This is a genomic window from Nocardiopsis sp. iso_186 (assembly GCF_056173365.1).
In genome coordinates this window covers 3,209,031-3,226,270 of the sequence record NZ_CM149670.1, presented here as the reverse complement: position 1 = coordinate 3,226,270, position 17,240 = coordinate 3,209,031, and the positions used below count along the sequence as shown (strand labels likewise).

General features: G+C 64.7%; 9 protein-coding genes and 1 pseudogene. All 10 read left to right on the top strand.

Annotated elements, in window-relative coordinates:
* The first annotated feature begins 16 nt into the window (after window positions 1-16).
* Window positions 17-2,080, top strand: coding sequence for a non-ribosomal peptide synthetase (locus AC0VYP_RS14140; protein WP_285761704.1), 2,064 nt, complete (start codon window positions 17-19; stop codon window positions 2,078-2,080).
* A 2-nt stretch (window positions 2,081-2,082) separates the two neighbouring features.
* Window positions 2,083-3,315, top strand: a complete 1,233-nt coding sequence (locus AC0VYP_RS14135; protein ID WP_475470089.1) for a cytochrome P450 — start codon at window positions 2,083-2,085, stop codon at window positions 3,313-3,315.
* Window positions 3,312-4,085 (top strand): thioesterase II family protein, encoded by a 774-nt coding sequence (locus tag AC0VYP_RS14130; RefSeq protein WP_285761702.1) that lies wholly within the window; start codon window positions 3,312-3,314, stop codon window positions 4,083-4,085. Before AC0VYP_RS14135 ends, AC0VYP_RS14130 begins: the two co-directional genes overlap by 4 nt.
* Window positions 4,082-5,488: pseudogene (locus tag AC0VYP_RS14125) on the top strand (condensation domain-containing protein). Before AC0VYP_RS14130 ends, AC0VYP_RS14125 begins: the two are co-directional and overlap by 4 nt.
* 106 nt (window positions 5,489-5,594) lie before the next feature.
* A complete protein-coding gene (locus AC0VYP_RS14120) occupies window positions 5,595-6,179 on the top strand; it encodes a cysteine hydrolase family protein (protein WP_285761700.1) in 585 nt (194 codons plus the stop codon).
* Between the two features lie 44 nt (window positions 6,180-6,223).
* A complete protein-coding gene (gene hypE, locus AC0VYP_RS14115; protein ID WP_475470088.1) occupies window positions 6,224-7,255 on the top strand; it encodes a hydrogenase expression/formation protein HypE in 1,032 nt (343 codons plus the stop codon).
* Window positions 7,256-7,268: 13 nt separating this feature from the next.
* Window positions 7,269-9,644, top strand: a complete 2,376-nt coding sequence (hypF, locus tag AC0VYP_RS14110; RefSeq protein ID WP_475470086.1) for a carbamoyltransferase HypF — start codon at window positions 7,269-7,271, stop codon at window positions 9,642-9,644.
* A complete protein-coding gene (locus AC0VYP_RS14105) occupies window positions 9,641-11,047 on the top strand; it encodes a PLP-dependent aminotransferase family protein (protein ID WP_475470085.1) in 1,407 nt (468 codons plus the stop codon). The genes hypF and AC0VYP_RS14105 overlap by 4 nt, the downstream gene beginning before the upstream one ends.
* Window positions 11,047-11,778 (top strand): gamma-glutamyl-gamma-aminobutyrate hydrolase family protein, encoded by a 732-nt coding sequence (locus AC0VYP_RS14100; RefSeq protein ID WP_475470084.1) that lies wholly within the window; start codon window positions 11,047-11,049, stop codon window positions 11,776-11,778. Before AC0VYP_RS14105 ends, AC0VYP_RS14100 begins: the two co-directional genes overlap by 1 nt.
* Window positions 11,779-12,193: 415 nt before the next feature.
* On the top strand, window positions 12,194-16,915 hold the full coding sequence (locus AC0VYP_RS14095; RefSeq protein ID WP_475470082.1) for an AMP-binding protein: 4,722 nt from the start codon (window positions 12,194-12,196) through the stop codon (window positions 16,913-16,915).
* Window positions 16,916-17,240 lie beyond the last annotated feature (325 nt).

Sequence of the window (17,240 nt, the reverse complement as noted above, 5' to 3'; positions counted from 1 at the left end):
CACAGGGAGCGACCATGTGCCGGTCCGCTGGGCTACTGGCAGCATCACGGTCGCGTTCACGCCGCTCACCACGCTCGGGGACCTGGCCGAGGGATTGCCGGAGGCGGACGGGGCCGTAGTGGACGGCGTGGAACTGGTGACAGGCCCCGCCCTGAGGTCCGCGACCATGAGCCGGCCGGATGTGGAGCTCACGGCCGGTCTGGTCGGTCAAGCCGCCCTTGCCCCGGCTGAGCAGCCGGTAGCGACCATTCCTTTCACCGGACCCCCCGGGGTCCCCGATGAAAACGACTCATCGCTCTCGCACGGGTGCCTGCACCACATGGTCGGGGAATGGGCCACGCGTACGCCAGAGGCGGTCGCCGTGACTTCTGAGGCCGACGGTTCCCTTACATTTCAGGAGTTGACCGAACAGGCCGAAGGGCTGGCCCAGCGGCTGAGAGAGCGAGGGGTACGCGAAGAGGAGGTAGTGGGCGTCCTGGCCGAACGGTCGCCGCGGTTGGTGGCCGGACTGCTCTCCGTGCTCAACGCGGGGGCCGCCTACCTCGCACTTGACCCGGAGTCGCCTCCCGAACGGCTGGCCGCTCTCATCAGGCAGGCGGGGGTTCGGGTCGTCCTGTCCGATCGCGCGCTGATTTCGCGGCTCGCCGAGTCGGGAGCCGACGTCGTGCCACTGGAGCCGTCCGCCCGCGCTCCCGGTGCGGAGTTCGTCGGGGCACCGGGAAACCTCGCGTACGTCAGCTACACATCCGGATCTACCGGGGTGCCGAAGGCAGTCGCTGTTCCGCATTCGGCGGTGACACGGCTGGTACGTCGCCCGGACTGGGCCGACTTCCAGCGCAACGACGTGTTCTTGCAAGCCGCGCCGATCGCTTTCGACGCGTCCACACTGGAGCTCTGGGCGCCGTTGTGCAACGGTGGCCGGCTCGTGTTGTTCCCGCCCGGCCGCCCGGATCTGAGCCGACTCGGCGCGACCATACGCGATGAGGGCGTCACGGTGCTGTGGTTGACCTCCGGCTTGTTCCATCGGTTTGTCGTCGCACATCTACCGGATCTGGCCGGGGTACGCCACCTGCTCGTCGGAGGCGACGTGGTGGACCCGTCTGCCGCGGCCCGTCTGCTGGAGGCCTATCCGGACATCGAGTTCACCAACGGCTACGGACCGACCGAGAACACCACTTTCACGACTTGCGCGAGGATCCGATCTGTCGACCCGGATGCGCCGTTGCCTATCGGTGTACCGATCAGGGGGTCACGAGTCCTGGTACTCGACCCGGACCTTCAGACGGTTCCTCCGGGGATCGCCGGAGAGCTGTACGCCGGTGGATCGGGGCTGGCCCGCGGTTATCTGGGCGATCCCGCGAGGACCGCGAATCGATTCGTACCGGACCCTACCGGCAGGCATCCCGGTTCCAGGCTCTACCGGACGGGAGACATGGTCCGCGCCAGGCCGGACGGACAGCTGGACTACTTGGGCCGCCTGGACCATCAGGTCAAGGTGAACGGCTACAGGGTGGAGCCCGGTGAGGTCGAAAACGTGTTGAACCAGAATCCCGCCGTGGCGGGGTGCGTGGTGGTCGCGTTTCCTGCGCGGAACGGCAAAGAACTCGTTGGCTACCTGGTCGCCGAGGATGAAGGCCAGGGGGATCTGGCCGGTCGGGTACGAATATGGCTGCGCGAACGGTTGCCGGAGCATCTGGTCCCGTCCAAGCTGGTCGTAATCGATCAGGTGCCGCTCACGACTGCCGGAAAGGTGGATCGAGCAGCGCTGCGCCCACCAGACGATTCCCTTTCCCGACCGTCGCCAAATCCGTATGTACCTCCGGTCGGATTCGTCCAGCGGTATCTGTGTGAGCTATGGGCCGAGCTGTTCGAGATCGAACAGGTCGGAGTCGAGGACGACTTCTTCGAACTCGGAGGACATTCCCTGACCGCTGCGGAGTTTCTTGATCGGCTCCAGAGCGACCGCGGGATCCAAGTGTCGGCACGGACGTTCTATCTCCGACCCACCGTGCTGGAGCTGGCCGAGCTGATCGATTCGTTTGATGCGTCACCGGCCGGAAAGAACGGGGGAACACCATGAGGATGGCTTGCCCGCCACATGCCGGGGAGATCGATCTCGACAGGGTCAACCTGGCCGATCCCTCACTGTACGCGCACGGCGACCCGCACCCGGTGTGGCGCGAGATGCGACTGCGTGAGCCTGTGCGCTGGCAGGAGACGGACCGCGGTCCCGGGTTCTGGTCGGTGACCACACACGAGCTGGGCATCCGGGTACTGCGCGATTCGGCCACGTTCACCTCCGAACGCGGTACCCTGCTCAATCTGCTGGGCAAGTCTGATCCGGCTGCCGGTCGGCAGCTGGTGGCCACCGACCCGCCACGACACCGACAGATGCGCGAGCCGTTGCGCAGGGCGTTGGCCATGCGGTCGATCGATCGGCTCCGGGACGATCTCACCGCCCACGTTCGGCGTTTGCTGCTCCCTGCCAGAAGCCAGGAACCCTTCGACTTCGCGGACGCGATCGGCGGGCTGCCCGTGGCCGCCGCTGGTTCGCTGCTCGGGTTGCCCGAGGCCGATTACCCTGAGATTTCCCGGTTGTCCCTGATGGCGGTTGCCCCAGACGACCCCGAGTACACGGTGGACGGCGATCCTGGGAGCACTCTGGTTCGCGCGCATCGAGAGTTGTTCGCCTATTTCTCCGACACCATCCGGGACCGCCGTCGAAAACCACAGCGCGACGACCTGATCGGTCTGCTGCTGGGAATGGAGGTCAACGGCCGCGCGGCGGCCCCGGGCGAGGTGGTCGCCAACTGCTACAGCCTGCTGCTGGGGGCCCTGGTGACCACACCGTACGTGCCCACCGCGATGCTGGCGGAACTCGCCGGCACGGACGTACTGACGCGGATGCTGGCCGGGCCGGGGATCGACGATCCGGCCATCGAGGAGGCGTTGCGCTGGTCGTCACCGGCGAATCACTTCATGAGGCATGCTCAGAGCGATCTGGAAATGGCGGGCCGCCGCATTCGTGCCGGCGACGCGATCGTCGTTTGGATCGGTTCGGCCAATCGGGACGAAGAGGTGTTCGAAGCGCCGTACACATTCGACCCCTCCCGCAAGGGCAACAGACACATCGCGTTCGGCAGCGGTGCGCACTACTGCGTCGGCCATTCGGTCGCCAGACTTTCCCTGAGAGTGCTGTTCGACGAGCTGGACCAGTCCTTTTCGAATTTCGAACCGGCAGGGGAGAGCGAGCACTTGCGCTCGAACTTCATCGCCGGCATCAAACATCTCCCATTGGTTGCCAGGAGGCGATGACTATGCGGCCGAAGTCGGTTCGGTCCACCCGATGGCTCCTGAGCCAGCCCTCCGAGTGGGTGGCTGCCCGTCTGTTCTGTCTTCCCTATTCGGGATGCGGTGCGAGCATGTACCGGCATTGGCCGAGGTTCATCGGCGAGGACGACGAGGTGGAACTGTGCGCGGTCCAGCTGCCCGGGAGGGAGAACCGGTTGCGAGAGCCGAACTTCTCCTCGTTCGATGCCCTCGCAGAGGAGATGGTCGATGCTTTGACGCCTTACCTGGACCGTCCGTTCGGGTTCTTCGGTCATTGCAGCTCGGCTCTGCTCGCTTATGAAGCCGTCCTGCGGACGGCCCGCAACGGTGCCTCCACGCCGGCCCGATTGTTCGTCTCGTCGCAAGTCGCGCCTCACGACGGGCCATACGGCCGGTTCCTGTCGATGGCTCCCCACGAACTCGCCGAGGAAGTACGGGGCCTGCTCACGAGGCTCGGTGGTGAACCACGGGCGGACATGGTTTCGTTGACCCTTGACGTGCTGCTCTCCGACATCGAGGTGCACAGGGCATACCGCGTCGAGCGACCGGCAAGGGTGGCCTGCCCGATCACGTCGATCGGATGGGACCAGGACGTCGAGGTTCCGCACCAACTCATGGGCGGGTGGTCGGAAACCGGAAAGACCACCTTCCGGCTCTTGGGCGGGAACCACCACAGTTTCATCGACGCTCCTCCGGAGCTGATCGCCTTGTTCGCCGACGGCCTGTCGCCGGCGCGAACGGAGGAACGAGCATGAGCACGTCACGGGTGGACGCCTCGGACTTCGCAAAGCGAGGGGAACTTGAGGCCGAGCTGTTGCGCTCGCGGAGAGGCAGGGCCGAGCGGATCCCGTCGCTTCCCCGCCAGCCGGGGGAATCCCGGTTCCCCGCGGCCGTGTCCCAACAAGGGATGTGGCAAGGGATCGAACGGCGGCCCGGTCCGGCCCTGGCCATTATCAGCGGATTGCGTTTGCGCGGCCAGCTCGACGTGGGAAAATTGACGGACGCGTGGAACATGGTGATCGCCCGACACGAGACGTTGCGGACCGCGCTCTGCATGGAGCACGGCCAGTTGACACAAGTGATCGCGGATCGGCTGAGGGTCCCGATCGAGGTTACCCGTGTGTCTGGCCTGGCGGAGTGTGATGAGATCAGTTGACAGGAAGTTGACCGGCGGTTCCCGCTCGATCAGCGTCCCCTGGCCCGGTTGCGATTGCTCCGGTTGGCCGACGACGACCACATCGCACTCCTTCTCGTCCATCACATCATCGCCGATGCCAGGACTCTGGAGGTATTGGTCCGGGACCTGGCGGTGTGCTACGGCGCTGTTGTAAGCGGAACCGAGCCGGTGCTGCCCGCGCTGTCGGTCCAGTGGTCCGATTTCGCGTCGTGGCACGCCCGACGCCTTGCCGGTGCGCGGGGGGCCGAGCTGACTGCCTACTGGTCCGAGCGGATGGCAGGCGCGCTGCCGGCGGAATTGCCCACCGATGTCGAGCCGGGGGACGAGACACCGGAAGAGGCGCAGCTCGGCGGCATGGTGAATATGCCTGTCGGCTGTTCTCTGTTCGCCGAGCTGTGGAAGACGGCGAAGAAACGGCACACGACGCTCTACACAGTGGGGCTTGTCGCGTTCGCTGTCTTGTTGGCCAGGAACTCCGGACAACAAGACATTGGTGTGAACGCACCGATCTCCTATCGGGACCGCACCGAACTTCGCGACCTGGTCGCGGACTTCTCCAATGACGTGATCGTGCGCGTCAACCTGTCCGCGAACCCGACCTGGGACGAACTGATCCGGAGGACCCACGATCAGGTCGTCCGCGATTTCCTCCACAATGACCTGCCACCGCACTTGTTGGCCCCCCACCTCGACGGAACCGACTTGATGGAGCGAATGGCCCAGGTCCAGTTCACGGCGGAGCGCGAACCGGAAATCGTGGAGAAGGCCCTCGGCCTTCGAGTTGAACGCGTCAACCCGCCCCGCCAATACGTGCTGCGTCCGTTGAGCCTGCGGTTGAGGCACGATGATCAAGACGCGTTCGTACTGCTCCGTTACCGGGCGAACAGGTTCACCCACGCCAGAGCCGAACAATTGGCGACCGACTACATAGCGTTGCTCGGCGAGTTGGCCGCGCAGCAGCACAGACGAGTATTCGACTGAGATCGTAGCGTCTGTCAGGGTTTCGCCCGACTACTGAATGCATCTGGCCGATGCCAACGTGTTGTACGAAACGTCGCGCATCGCCGTATCAAGGGTGGGAGTCCTCATGGGCAAGGTCGCAGTGCTCACCAACGATTTGCAGTACGACCTGGTGAACAAGAACGAAGAACGGATCAGAGCGATCGAGGAGGCGACTCCGAGTTTCTCGCGATTCCTCAACGAGATCCGCCGTCGTGGACACCACGTACTGCATCTTCAGCTCGTCAACCTGCCGGATGATCCCATCGCCGAACGCTACGAGGGCAGATTGCCGGCGCAACGCGGTACTCAGGGAGTCGAGATCCTGCCCGTTTTCCTCGACGAGTCCGACATCCTCGTCGAAAAGAACAAGGACAGCGGATTTTTCGAGACCGACCTTCACGAGCGCCTGCAGTCGCTTGGCGTGGACACCGTCATCGTGACCGGGATGCAGGGGCAGATCTGTGTCCAGACCACCGCCGCGGATGCCTTCTTCCGCGGTTACAACGTCTGGGTGCCCAGTGACTGCGTGGTCTCGGCCCGGGACAAAGACCGGATCAGGGCACTGGACTGGTTGGACGGCTACTGCGCCACGGTCGCCGAATCCGACGAGATCCTTCGGACGTTGGATGTCGAAGGCGGGCTGCCGCGCAAGGTCTTCGTCACCCCCTGACCCGTACCGATCATGTATCCGACGCACCGATGGACGGGAACCGCGTGCTGACAGGAACACGTTCTTTCGCAGGCCGGCAGATCGTGCTCGACCACGGGACCGGAGCCCGGCTCAGCCGTGAGCTGGTCGAGTACGTCGTGGCTGTGCTCGGCGATGTCTATATCGGACAGATGGAAGACAGCGCCGTCCTCTCCGTCGCGGCCGGACAATTGGCGATGACCACCGACTCGTTCGTGGTGGACCCGCCGTTTTTCGGAAACGGGGATGTCGGAAAGATCGCGGTCTGTGGGACGGTCAACGACCTGGCTGTAATAGGCGCCACCCCGAAGTACCTCACGCTCGGCATGATCATTGAAGCCGGTCTTCCGGTCGCGGCACTGACCCGGGTGCTCGAGTCGATCCGGGAGACCGCACGTCAGGCCGGTGTGCTGATAGTGGCAGGCGACACCAAGGTCGTCCGTCCGGGAGAAGCGGACCAGATCTACCTCAACACGACCGGGATCGGTGTGTTCGAGCGGACGCCTTTGCGGATGACCGACGTGCGAGCGGGCGATCAAATCGTGTTGAGCGGACCGATCGGCAATCACACCGTGCATTTGCTGTCTGTTCGTGAAGGCCTCGGCTTCGAGAGTCGGGTATCCAGCGATTGCGCCCCACTCAACGGTCTGATCACCGAAGCGTTCGAGTCAGTCGAGGACGGCGCCGTGAGGTCCGTTCGGGACGTGACCCGTGGTGGCCTGGCGGCGGTTCTGCATGAGTACGCCAAAGCGCTGGGAGCCGGGCTGCGAATCGATGAACAGGCGCTACCGGTTGACCCGGAGGTCAAAATGGCGTGCGACATGCTGGGTATCGACCCCCTGAACACCGCGAACGAGGGCTGCGTGTGCCTCTTCCTCGATCCAGGAGCGGTGGAACGCGTCCTCGCCGCACTTCATAGCCATCCATATGGTCGCCGAGCGGTCGTCGTCGGTGAGGTGGCGGATGACACCGAGTCAGCCGTGCGAATGCGGGACCGGGACGGCCATATTCGGATACTCGAGGAATTGCAGGGCGCCGAACTGCCGCGACTGTGCTGAGCGGATGGGACACATGCGGCATCAGAACATCCGTCATCCTGCTGAAGCGGATCCGGGAGCGCCTGTCGAGCGTTGGTCGATCGAGGTCAACGGGGTCGTCCAAGGAGTAGGGTACCGGCCCTTCGTCTACCGGACGGCCACCGCGATGGGGTTGACGGGTTGGGTGCTCAACGACACCCTTGGCGTCAGGATCGAAGTGAACGGTTTCGTTCCGGTCCTCAAAAAATTTCTTGCCGCGTTGACCGAACAAGCTCCATTGTTGGCGCGCGTCGATCGTATTTCGCTCGAGACAGCTGTCCCGGTCAACACCGCGACAGCGCCGACCGGATTTGAGATCAGGAAAAGCGTTCGCACCGTGCGGGCACGGACATTCGTCGCGCCGGATTCGCACGTGTGCGGGGATTGCCTCCAGGAGGTCCTTGATCCGGCCGACCGCCGTTACCGTTATCCGTTCACCAATTGCACCCACTGCGGTCCGAGGTACTCCCTCATCCAGAAGTTGCCCTACGACCGCGCGCAGACGACCATGGCCCGGTTCGCGATGTGCCCCGACTGCGCAAAGGAGTACACCGACCCGGGCGACCGGCGGTACCACGCCCAGCCGAATGCCTGCCCTGCCTGTGGCCCAAGGTTGACGCTCGCTGGGCCGACAGGTGATTTCGCCGAAGGCGAGGACGCGCTTCGGCTGGCCAGCGACGCGTTGGCCAACGGTCGGATCGTCGCAGTGAAAAGCGTTGGTGGTTTTCACCTCGCAGTCAACGCACGCGACCGGGACGCGGTGCTACGGCTGCGGCGTGCCAAGCGACGCGACTCCAAACCGTTCGCCCTGCTTGCCGCGGACCTCGCAGGCGTCTCGGGCTTCGCCGAGTGGGGCCCGGCCGAGGCGGAGCTGCTCATCGCACCTGCGCGCCCGATCGTCCTGCTGCGAAAGATACCGGGCGCGATCCCCGAAGAGGTGGCGCCGCGCAATCCCAGTCTCGGGGTGATGCTGCCCTCCACACCGTTGCACCACCTGCTGTTGCTACCCCCTGGCCCGGACCTGCTGGTGATGACGAGCGGAAACGCCTCCGGTCACCCCATCGAGTACCGCAACCACGAAGCCCTTGCCCGGCTGTTCTCCGTCGCCGACCTCGTACTCCACCACGACCGGGACATCCAGATCAGGGTCAACGACTCCGTGGTGCGCTGTTCGGTCCACCCGGAACTCGACGAACCGTTGGTCAGTTTCCTGCGAAGGTCCAGAGGGTACGCGCCCTATCCGGTGCGCGTGGACGATTCCCAGGAGCCGGTGGTCGCACTAGGGGCGGAATTGAAGACCACCGTGGCGGTGGCCGACGGGAAATCGGTGTTCATCAGCCAGCACATCGGAGACCTGAAGAACGACGCCACCTTCTCCTCACATCAGACGACCGCCTCCCACGTGGCCGCGTTGCACGAATTGCAGCCACGGTACATAGCCTGCGACTCCCACCCGTCGTTCAGAGCCACCAGGACGGCCGTGGAACAGGACGTGGCCGAGGTGCTGCCGGTGCAACATCACCATGCGCACATGGCCGCCTGCATGGCGGAGAACCGGTTGTCGGGAACCACGCTTGGAGTCGTCTTCGACGGTGCGGGTTATGGAGGGGACGGAACGATCTGGGGCGGCGAGTTCCTGCTCGGTGATTTCGAGCGTGTCGATCGAGTTTCCCGGTTGCGGTACCTGCCGTTGTTGGGAGGCGACAAGGCGGTGCGCGAACCGGTCCGGACCGGTTTCGCCCTTGCGTTGGACGCTTTCCGCACCTCGGAGGCCGCGTGCGCCGCTTTCCCGGCCCTCCGTGACCTGTCGCAGCGGGAGAGGCATGTTTTCACCACGATGATCCGCAAAGGGGTCAACGCGCCACCGACATCCAGTATGGGGCGCTTGTTCGACGGAGTCGCCGCGTTGCTGGGTCTTTGCACCCGGGCCGAATACGAGGCGCAAGGGCCGATAGAGCTGGAAGGACTGCTGGATCGAGACCTCGCCTTGACCGAGTCTTATTCGTTCGATCATGTCCCGCGGGCCGACGGTGTGGAGGTTGACCCGCGCCCGGTGGTTCGACAGATCGCGGTGGACCTCGCGGCCGGCGAAACGCTTTCGGTGATCAGTCGCAGATTCCACTCAGGAGTGGTCGGGCTGGTCGTCAACCGGTGCCTCGCACTTCGCGCTGCCCGGGGAATCCGGCAGGTCGTGCTCTCCGGTGGCGTTTTCCTCAACGAGTTCTTGGCGGTGAACTGCCTTGTGAAGCTGCGTCGAGCCGGTTTCCACGCGTACGGCCACCGGTTGGTGCCGTGCAACGACGGCGGGATCTCACTCGGTCAGGTGATGGTTGCCGGAGCTCTGATCCGGGCCCGGCAGGAGAACCAGTGAACGAACCCAAGGAGGCAGGGATGCAGAAACCGGATCTCACCGTGGAAGACGTTCTGCGAATGCTCGTGGCCAATGAGCGGGCGGCCTCTCACGTCCTGAACATGGTGCCGTCCGAGAACGCCATGTCCGGTCTGGCGAAACTGCCCATGCTCACCGATGCCTATCACCGGTATTTCTTCAACGAGCAGGGGAACCCGGACCGCTGGAACTTTCGCGGGGGACAGAACCTGTGGGAGTTGGAGACGAGTCTGACCGTGCCGTTGCTGGCCCAGTTGGGAAAGGCCGGGCACGTGTCGGTTCGGCCGCTGAGCGGACTGAGCGCGATGGCATTGGTCTTGGCCTCGCTGGGCGGCTCGCCCGGTTCGACGGTGATGACGATCTCGCCGGAGAACGGCGGCCACTACGCGACCGGTTTGATCGCCGAACGGATGGGTTTAGGCGTCAACTGCCTCAGCGGACCCGACCCGCATTGCCTGGACCTGGAGCACGCGGCCCAGTTGTTGGCTGAGAAACGCCCTTCCCTGGTCTACGTCGATCAGTCCCATTGCCTTTTCCCGGTGGACATCCCAAGCCTCGTGCGGACGGTTCGCACTGCCAGTCCCGAAACACTGGTACACGTCAACGCGAGCCACTGGTTCGGTCTGGTCCTCGGCGGTGTGTACGCCAACCCCTTGGACTGCGGCGCCGACAGTTTCGGCGGCTCCACCCACAAGACCTTTCCCGGGCCGCAGAAGGCGGTCTTCCTGACACGGAGTCCCAAGGTCGCCGAACGGGTCGAGCAGACCCAGGACTATCTGATCAGCAGCCACCATTTCGCCACCACCATAAGTCTCGGTATGGCGCTATTGGAATTCCGTGATTTCGGTGGTGAGCAGTACGCGCGCGCGGTCGCCGACAACACCCGGCGGTTCGGCCGGCTGTTGGTCGAGCGCGGAATCCCCGTGGTCGCCGCCGATCGTGGATGTTCGGCAGGGCATCAGTTGTGGTTGGACACGGCAGCGGAAGGTATCGCGGCAAAGGTGGCAAGCCACCGCCTGTTCCAAGCCGGTATCCGGGTGAACTTCATGACAGGTCTGCCCGGTTTCGTGGAGGCCGGAGTCCGTGTCGGTCTGAACGAGCCGACCTACCGCGGTATCACGGTGGACGACTTGCCGGAACTCGCGGACATCTTTGCGGACGCGGTCCGTGACACCGGACACCCGTCCGCGTTGTCGGCGCGTGTTGCCCGGTTGCGCGGGCGTCCCGGGTACGGCTTCACCTTCGAACCGGACTCACCGGTGCTGAGTGATGCGGCTTCTCTGTACACCGAGGCCGTCACCGCCGGCCATGACAACTCCGACAACCCGGGGTTGCCCGGTTGGCCGGATATCCGAAGCGGTCGAGAGCAGGTTTCAAGGTCGTGATGAATCGCGGTACACGTCAACCCGTGATCGGTATCGCCGGCTATTGTGAGTCGGCTCGTTGGGATATCTGGGACTCCCAGGCGACCCTCATCCAGCACTCTTACGTCCAAGGGGTCACGGATAATGGCGCTCAAGCGGTGGTTCTACCGCCAGGCGCCGTCGAGGCCGACATCCTCGACCACCTTGACGGGTTGTTGCTGCCGAGCGGTGCCGACATCGACCCCGCGCTCTATGGCAGCCCCCGGCACAGTGCCACCGACCGGGCTCGTCCGCAACGAGACGCCACAGAACTACTCCTGCTCAGAGCGGCTTTGGCCAAGGGGACACCGGTCCTCGGCATCTGCCGCGGCATGCAGCTGCTTGCGGTCGCGACAGGGGGAAGCCTGTACCAGCACCTACCGGATTCCTTGGGGAACGAAGAGCATTGCCCACGGGAAGGGGAAATGGGGGAGCACGAGGTTCGATTCGTTGTCGGAAGTCGTGCCGCGGACCTCTTCGGCGAGCGTGCCTCGGTCAACTCCCATCACCATCAGGGGGTCGCGGACCCCGGCAAGATGACGCCGACCGGCCACACCGGGGACGGTCTGATCGAGGCGCTGGAGGATCCGGAAGCGCGATTCGTCCTCGGGGTGCAGTGGCACCCCGAGATCGCGAAAGGCGAAGAGGTGTTCGCGGCGTTCGTCGCAGCGTGTTCTCCGGTCACGAACGATCGGGGTGGAATGCGTGGATGAACGCGATCGCCGATTCCACGGGCCGGTACGGCGGTGCCTGTCCGCTTCTCCTGGCGGGGGCGCCCCGCCTCGGGACGAAGGTGAACTCCACCGTGGTCGGTTTGTGCGCAAGTGGGAGAAAGGGGCAGCCGCGGCCGGCATGGCGCAAAGCGAACTCTGACCGATCGCACGAGAAGGGCCGGTTCGTGAGCGGATAAGAAGATCGTCCCTGGGGCAAGAAATTTTTTGCCCTGAAGGTCCGGGGAGACCGGTGTCGGAACACGGATTCCACTGTCAAACGAATGGCCCTGACAGGGGTGCGCGTCGAGAGGACGACGCGCGGTTTTGGGTGAGCGCCTGGAATCCGATCACTTTCCCATAGCGAGGGACTGATCATGTGGCTTCACCGGTTCAATCGGTTGGAGGAGTGCCAAGCGTGATTTTTTCTTCCACGACCCACCAAACCATCGTCAACGTACTGCGTGAACGTGCCGCGAACACGCCGGCACGGCTGGCCTTCGAGTTCCTCGAGGCGAACGGGGCCACCCGCTCGATCACCTACGGCGAATTGGACATGAGGGCCAGGGCGGTCGCGGCAGGGCTCGGCCGGGCGGGGCAGCGTGCCTTGCTGCTGTACTCGCCGGGAATCGATTACATCGTCGGGTTCTTCGGCTGCCTGTACGCCCGAGTGATCGCCGTACCCGTCTATCTGCCTACTGGGCAGCGAGGGCTTCCCGGCATGATCGCGGTCAGCGGTGACGCGGGCGTCACCGTGGCCCTCGGCGACCGGGCGAGTCTGACGGCAATACGGTCCAGGCCCGACTCCGCCGCCGCGATAGCCCAACTGGCCACCCTGGTCACCGATGAGGTGCCGGACGAGGCCGCCGATGACTGGTCCGGGCAGGCGCCGGGGAGTGAGGACCTGGCTTTTCTGCAATACACGTCTGGGACGACCGGAGCGCCGAAAGGCGTGATGGTCCGGCACGCCAACCTCATCCACAACTCCGCCGTCATCAGGGACGTGATCGGAGCCGATCCTGACAGCCGATGCGTGAGCTGGCTGCCGCCCTATCATGATATGGGGCTCGTGGGCGCTATCCTCCAACCGGTCTACGCGGGCTACCCCTCTACGCTGCTCGCCCCTATGACGTTTCTTCGCAAGCCGATGGTCTGGTTGGCCGCGATCAGCCGGACGCGCGCCACAGCATCGGTCGCGCCGGACTTCGCGTACCTGGAATGCGCACGACGGATTGATCCCGAGCAGCGGGCCTCGTTGGACCTCAGTAATTGGCGCCATGCGCTGACCGGTGCCGAACCTGTTCGGGCGAGCACGATGGCGGAATTCGTGGAGGCATTCGCGCCATCCGGTTTCCGGCGGTCGGCGTTCGTTCCGTGCTACGGACTCGCTGAGGCCACGTTGTTCGTCTCCGGAAATGCCGGCCGCGAATCGCCTCCCGCCGTCATCGAGGTCGGCCGGGAGGAACTCGCGTCGGGGCGTGCCGTTACGGGGATCGATGCGTCCGGAAAATCGGTGGCTTTGACCAGCTGTGGCCGGCCTCGCTCCGATGACCTTCTGATCGTCGTCGGAGAGGAAGGGGAAGAATGCGAACCCGGGACGGTGGGCGAGATCTGGGTCAGCGGCCGGGGGGTGACCGCCGGGTATTGGGGGCGTCCTGAGGAAACCGAAAGGGTTTTCGGCGCCAGGTCGCCCGGTCATGGCGAGCGCGCTTTTCTCCGTACAGGAGATCAGGGTTTCGTGTTGGCCGGAGAGCTGTTCGTCACCGGCCGGAACAAGGATCTGATGATCGTGCGCGGCCGTAACCACTACCCGCACGATTTGGAGCACACGGCCGAACGTGCCCATCCGGATCTGCGTCCATCGGGAGGGGCCGCCTTCTCGGTGGATGACGGTGTGTCCGAGCAAGTGGTGCTCGTGCACGAGGTTGTCCGGGGATTTCGCCCTGAGAAGGCCGAAGCCGTCGTCGAGGCCGTCCGCGAGGCTGTCGTCGCAGAACACGGTCTTGCGCTGCACGACGTCGTCCTCGTCCGGCGCGGCGCCATCCCGCGCACCACCAGTGGGAAGATCCGGCGTGGTTCCTGCCGTCACCGGTGGATGGAGCGCAGTCTGCCGACGGTTTCGGCAAGTCCGACGGTGGAGCGTCCCCGCCCGCTGGTGAGGCTGCGGAACCCCGATCTTGCCGACACCGTCGGCGCGGTGCTCGGGGTGAGCCCCGGCAAGGTCGGGGCGGACACCTCACTGGTGGCCAACGGCCTCGACTCGCTCACAGCGGTCCGACTGGCGGGTGCCGTGCGGGATTCGTTCGGTGTCGAGGTTCCTGTGGACCAGCTCCTCGACGGCATGACGCTTTGCGGCCTCGACCATTGTGTGAACACGCTGCCCAAGACGAGCGGACCACCGCGGCAGGAGCCTCCAGGGCGGGTCGGGGCGACCCGGGCCCAGCAGTGGATGTGGCTGCTGGACCAGAGGATCGGCGCCAGCGGAGCGTGTCATGTGGTGGGGGGCGTGCGGTTGACCGGCGGACTGGATCCGCTGCTGCTGTGGAGGTCCCTGAACATCCTGGTGGACCGGCACGAGGCATTGCGCTCGGTGTTCCGGCTCCGAGCGGACGGAGGGATAGGCGTCGAGGTCCTGGACGAGGTCGTGCTCGAACCCACCCAGGTGGACGTATCGGGAACGCCCGAGCCCGACCTGTCGGTCCGCGCGGTGATCGACGAGCTGGCCGAACAGCGGTTTCAACTGGAGGAAGGGCCACTGCTGCGCGCTGTCCTGATCCGTGGCGCCGATGACGACTGGTTCCTCGGTGTGTGCGCCCACCACATCGTCGTCAACGGGTGGTCATTGGGTCTTCTTTTGAGTGAACTCGGCGCGTGCTACCGACTGCTGGTCTCGAAGGAAGCCCTGCCAGCCCTCCCGAGTCCTGCCTCGGCCATTACCGACAGTCCGCTTTCCCAGGCCGACACGGTCGGGGCGGAGCGATTCTGGCGGGAGCACCTCAACGAGGCGCAGGCCGTTGATCTGCCTCTCGACCACCCGATGCCGACCGAGCCGAAGTGGAAGGCCGACTCGCTGCCGTTCGGATTGAGCCTTGCGCAGACCGAGCGGCTCAAGGCGTACGCGGCCGCGCACGACGCCACGCCGTTCATGGTCCTGATCGCCGGGCTCGGCGCGGTCCTGGCCCGGTGGACGGGACAGGACAAACCGGTGATCGGAACTCCGTCCACCGGACGGGATCCAGCTACCGCGGAGCATATCGGGATGTTCGTCAACGTCGTGCCGACCGCCCTGGACATGTCTGGGTCTCCGACGTTCGGGCAACTGGTTGACCGGGCACGCACTGCCTCCCTGTCCTCCTACCCGCATCGGAGACTGCCGTTCGAGCAGATCCTGCGGTTGGCCGGACCGGAGAAGCCCTCCTTCCGAGCACCGTTGGTCCGAGTGGTGCTCGTTGTGCAGAACGTGCCCATGTACCCATGGCAGGTAGGGGATGTGAGGGCCGAACCGTTCGAACGCCCCGCTCCCGGGGCGCAGTTCGAGTTGTATCTGAGGGTGGCCGAGCATCAGGACGGCAGGATCGCTGGTCATGTCGTCTATATGTCCGAACTCTTTGAAAGTGCGTCGATCCAGGCGCTGCTCGACGCCTTGCGGAACCTGCTCGACACGGCGCCGACCCTTCCGGACGTTCCCGTGGCGGATCTTCCTCTGTTCGTCCCGACCGAGGAGCGCGGGCTCTCTCAGCCTCCCGCGAGCCTTCCCCAACGGTTTCTGCACGAACGGGTGGAGGAGCGGGCCGTCCGTGAAGCGGACGCTTGCGCGGTAACGGTGGGAACCAGGAGCCTCAGCTATCGGGACATGGAAGCCGACGCCAATCGGCTCGCCCGTCTGCTGCGCGACTACGGAGTCGGTCCGGAGGACACCGTTCTGGTGGAGACGCCCATGGTGGTGGAGAGCGTCGTCGCGGTTCTGGCGGTACTCAAAGCCGGGGCGTGCGTCGCACTGGGGGCATCGGAGGTTCGCCCGAAAGCTGTGCTGGGCGTTCGAGGGGGCGCGACCGGAGAACGGTGGGGTGACGCCGTCAAGGTGTGGCTTGATACCGAGCCGCAGGCCGGTTATTCCGCGAAGCGCGTCGAAGCGGCGGTCTCCCCGCGGTCGCTCGCGCTGGTGGACGAGTCGGGATTGTTGTTCGATCACACCGCTGCGGTCAGTCGGATGGCGGCGCTACCCACGTTGGGGGCAACAGAGGTCGTACTCGCCCAGCCGTCTGTCGTGGAACTGATGTGGTTGCTCGGCGCCGGTGCCACCGTCGTTCTCCGGCGGGAAGGCGATTCGGTTCTCGACTTGATTGTCGAGCATGGCGTCACCACCTTGGTCGGGTCGGCCGACTCGGTGGACAGGCTCCTGGCTTTTCCAGACCCCTCCGTCGGGATGCTCCGGCGAATCGTCTGCCGCGAGCCCCTCCCGTTTTCTCTGGTGGATCGGGTACGGACCGTGCTGCCGTCTGCCGAACTGGTGGAGCCGGCCATCGTTGCGCGGGCGGATGTCTTCGATACGAAAGGACGTCTCCTTCCCCTCGGAGCGGTAGGGGAGATCCGCATCGGAGGAGAAGCCGTCCCACGGGGATACGCAAACGGACCCGCGCGGACGGCGGAACGCTTCCCGCCCGATCCGGTGACCCATGGCTCCAGGCTGTACCGCACCGGTTGGCAAGGGCGTTGGACAGCGGCGGGAAAAGTGGAGACGGTCAGGCCGACCGATCGGCCGGTTCCCGTCGGACAAACGGCCATGGAGACGGACATCGCGCCGCGCAACCAGGTCGAGCTCAGGCTCGCCGGAATGTGGAGCGAAGTTCTTGGTCTGGCTGAAGTCCCGGTGAACAGGGATTTCTTCGAACTCGGAGGACACTCGCTTCTCGCCACCCGAGTCGCCGTCCGCATCCGGAGCGACTTCGGGGTCGATGTTCCGGTGGCCGCGTTGCTGGCCGGAGGGCTTACCGTCGCCGGACTGGCCGAGCGGGTTCAAGCCGATCAGTTCGACCGGGCGAGCGCCAATGATCTGGCGGAACTGCTGGAGGGCATAGCCGGGATATCCGATGAACAGGCAGCTCAGCTGCTTTCGGGCAAGACGGAATTCGATAGTTGAATGAATCGCTTTCGTGTGCGGGAAGTTTTTCCGGGGAAGGTGGATCTTACCGTAAATCTTGACGGGGCCACTACGCGAGGTTACTATTTGGTTGCAGTTATTTTCAGAAAACTTTGATTCGGGGAATGCTCGCTCGTGAAGCTGGTTCTTCGGGAGGGTCCGGCCTCTGTGGTTCGCGCCCAAATTTTTGCGTGAGGTTTCTCGGCCAAACCGTAGCCTGAAGTTGTCCCAAAATAGGGTGGACGTAATTCATCTTCCACTTCAATTGCGTTTCGAAGAGTGGGGTATTGGGGCGGGACACTCGCACCCGTAGCGTTTTCAGGTC

Bases quoted from the DNA above. Each gene is read 5' to 3' on its own strand.
- AC0VYP_RS14130 (WP_285761702.1), top strand. From the start codon at position 3,312: ATGACTATGCGGCCGAAGTCGGTTCGGTCCACCCGATGGCTCCTGAGC.
- AC0VYP_RS14100 (WP_475470084.1), top strand. From the start codon at position 11,047: ATGAATCGCGGTACACGTCAACCCGTGATCGGTATCGCCGGCTATTGT.
- AC0VYP_RS14120 (WP_285761700.1), top strand. From the start codon at position 5,595: ATGGGCAAGGTCGCAGTGCTCACCAACGATTTGCAGTACGACCTGGTG.
- hypF (WP_475470086.1), top strand. From the start codon at position 7,269: ATGCGGCATCAGAACATCCGTCATCCTGCTGAAGCGGATCCGGGAGCG.
- AC0VYP_RS14135 (WP_475470089.1), top strand. From the start codon at position 2,083: ATGGCTTGCCCGCCACATGCCGGGGAGATCGATCTCGACAGGGTCAAC.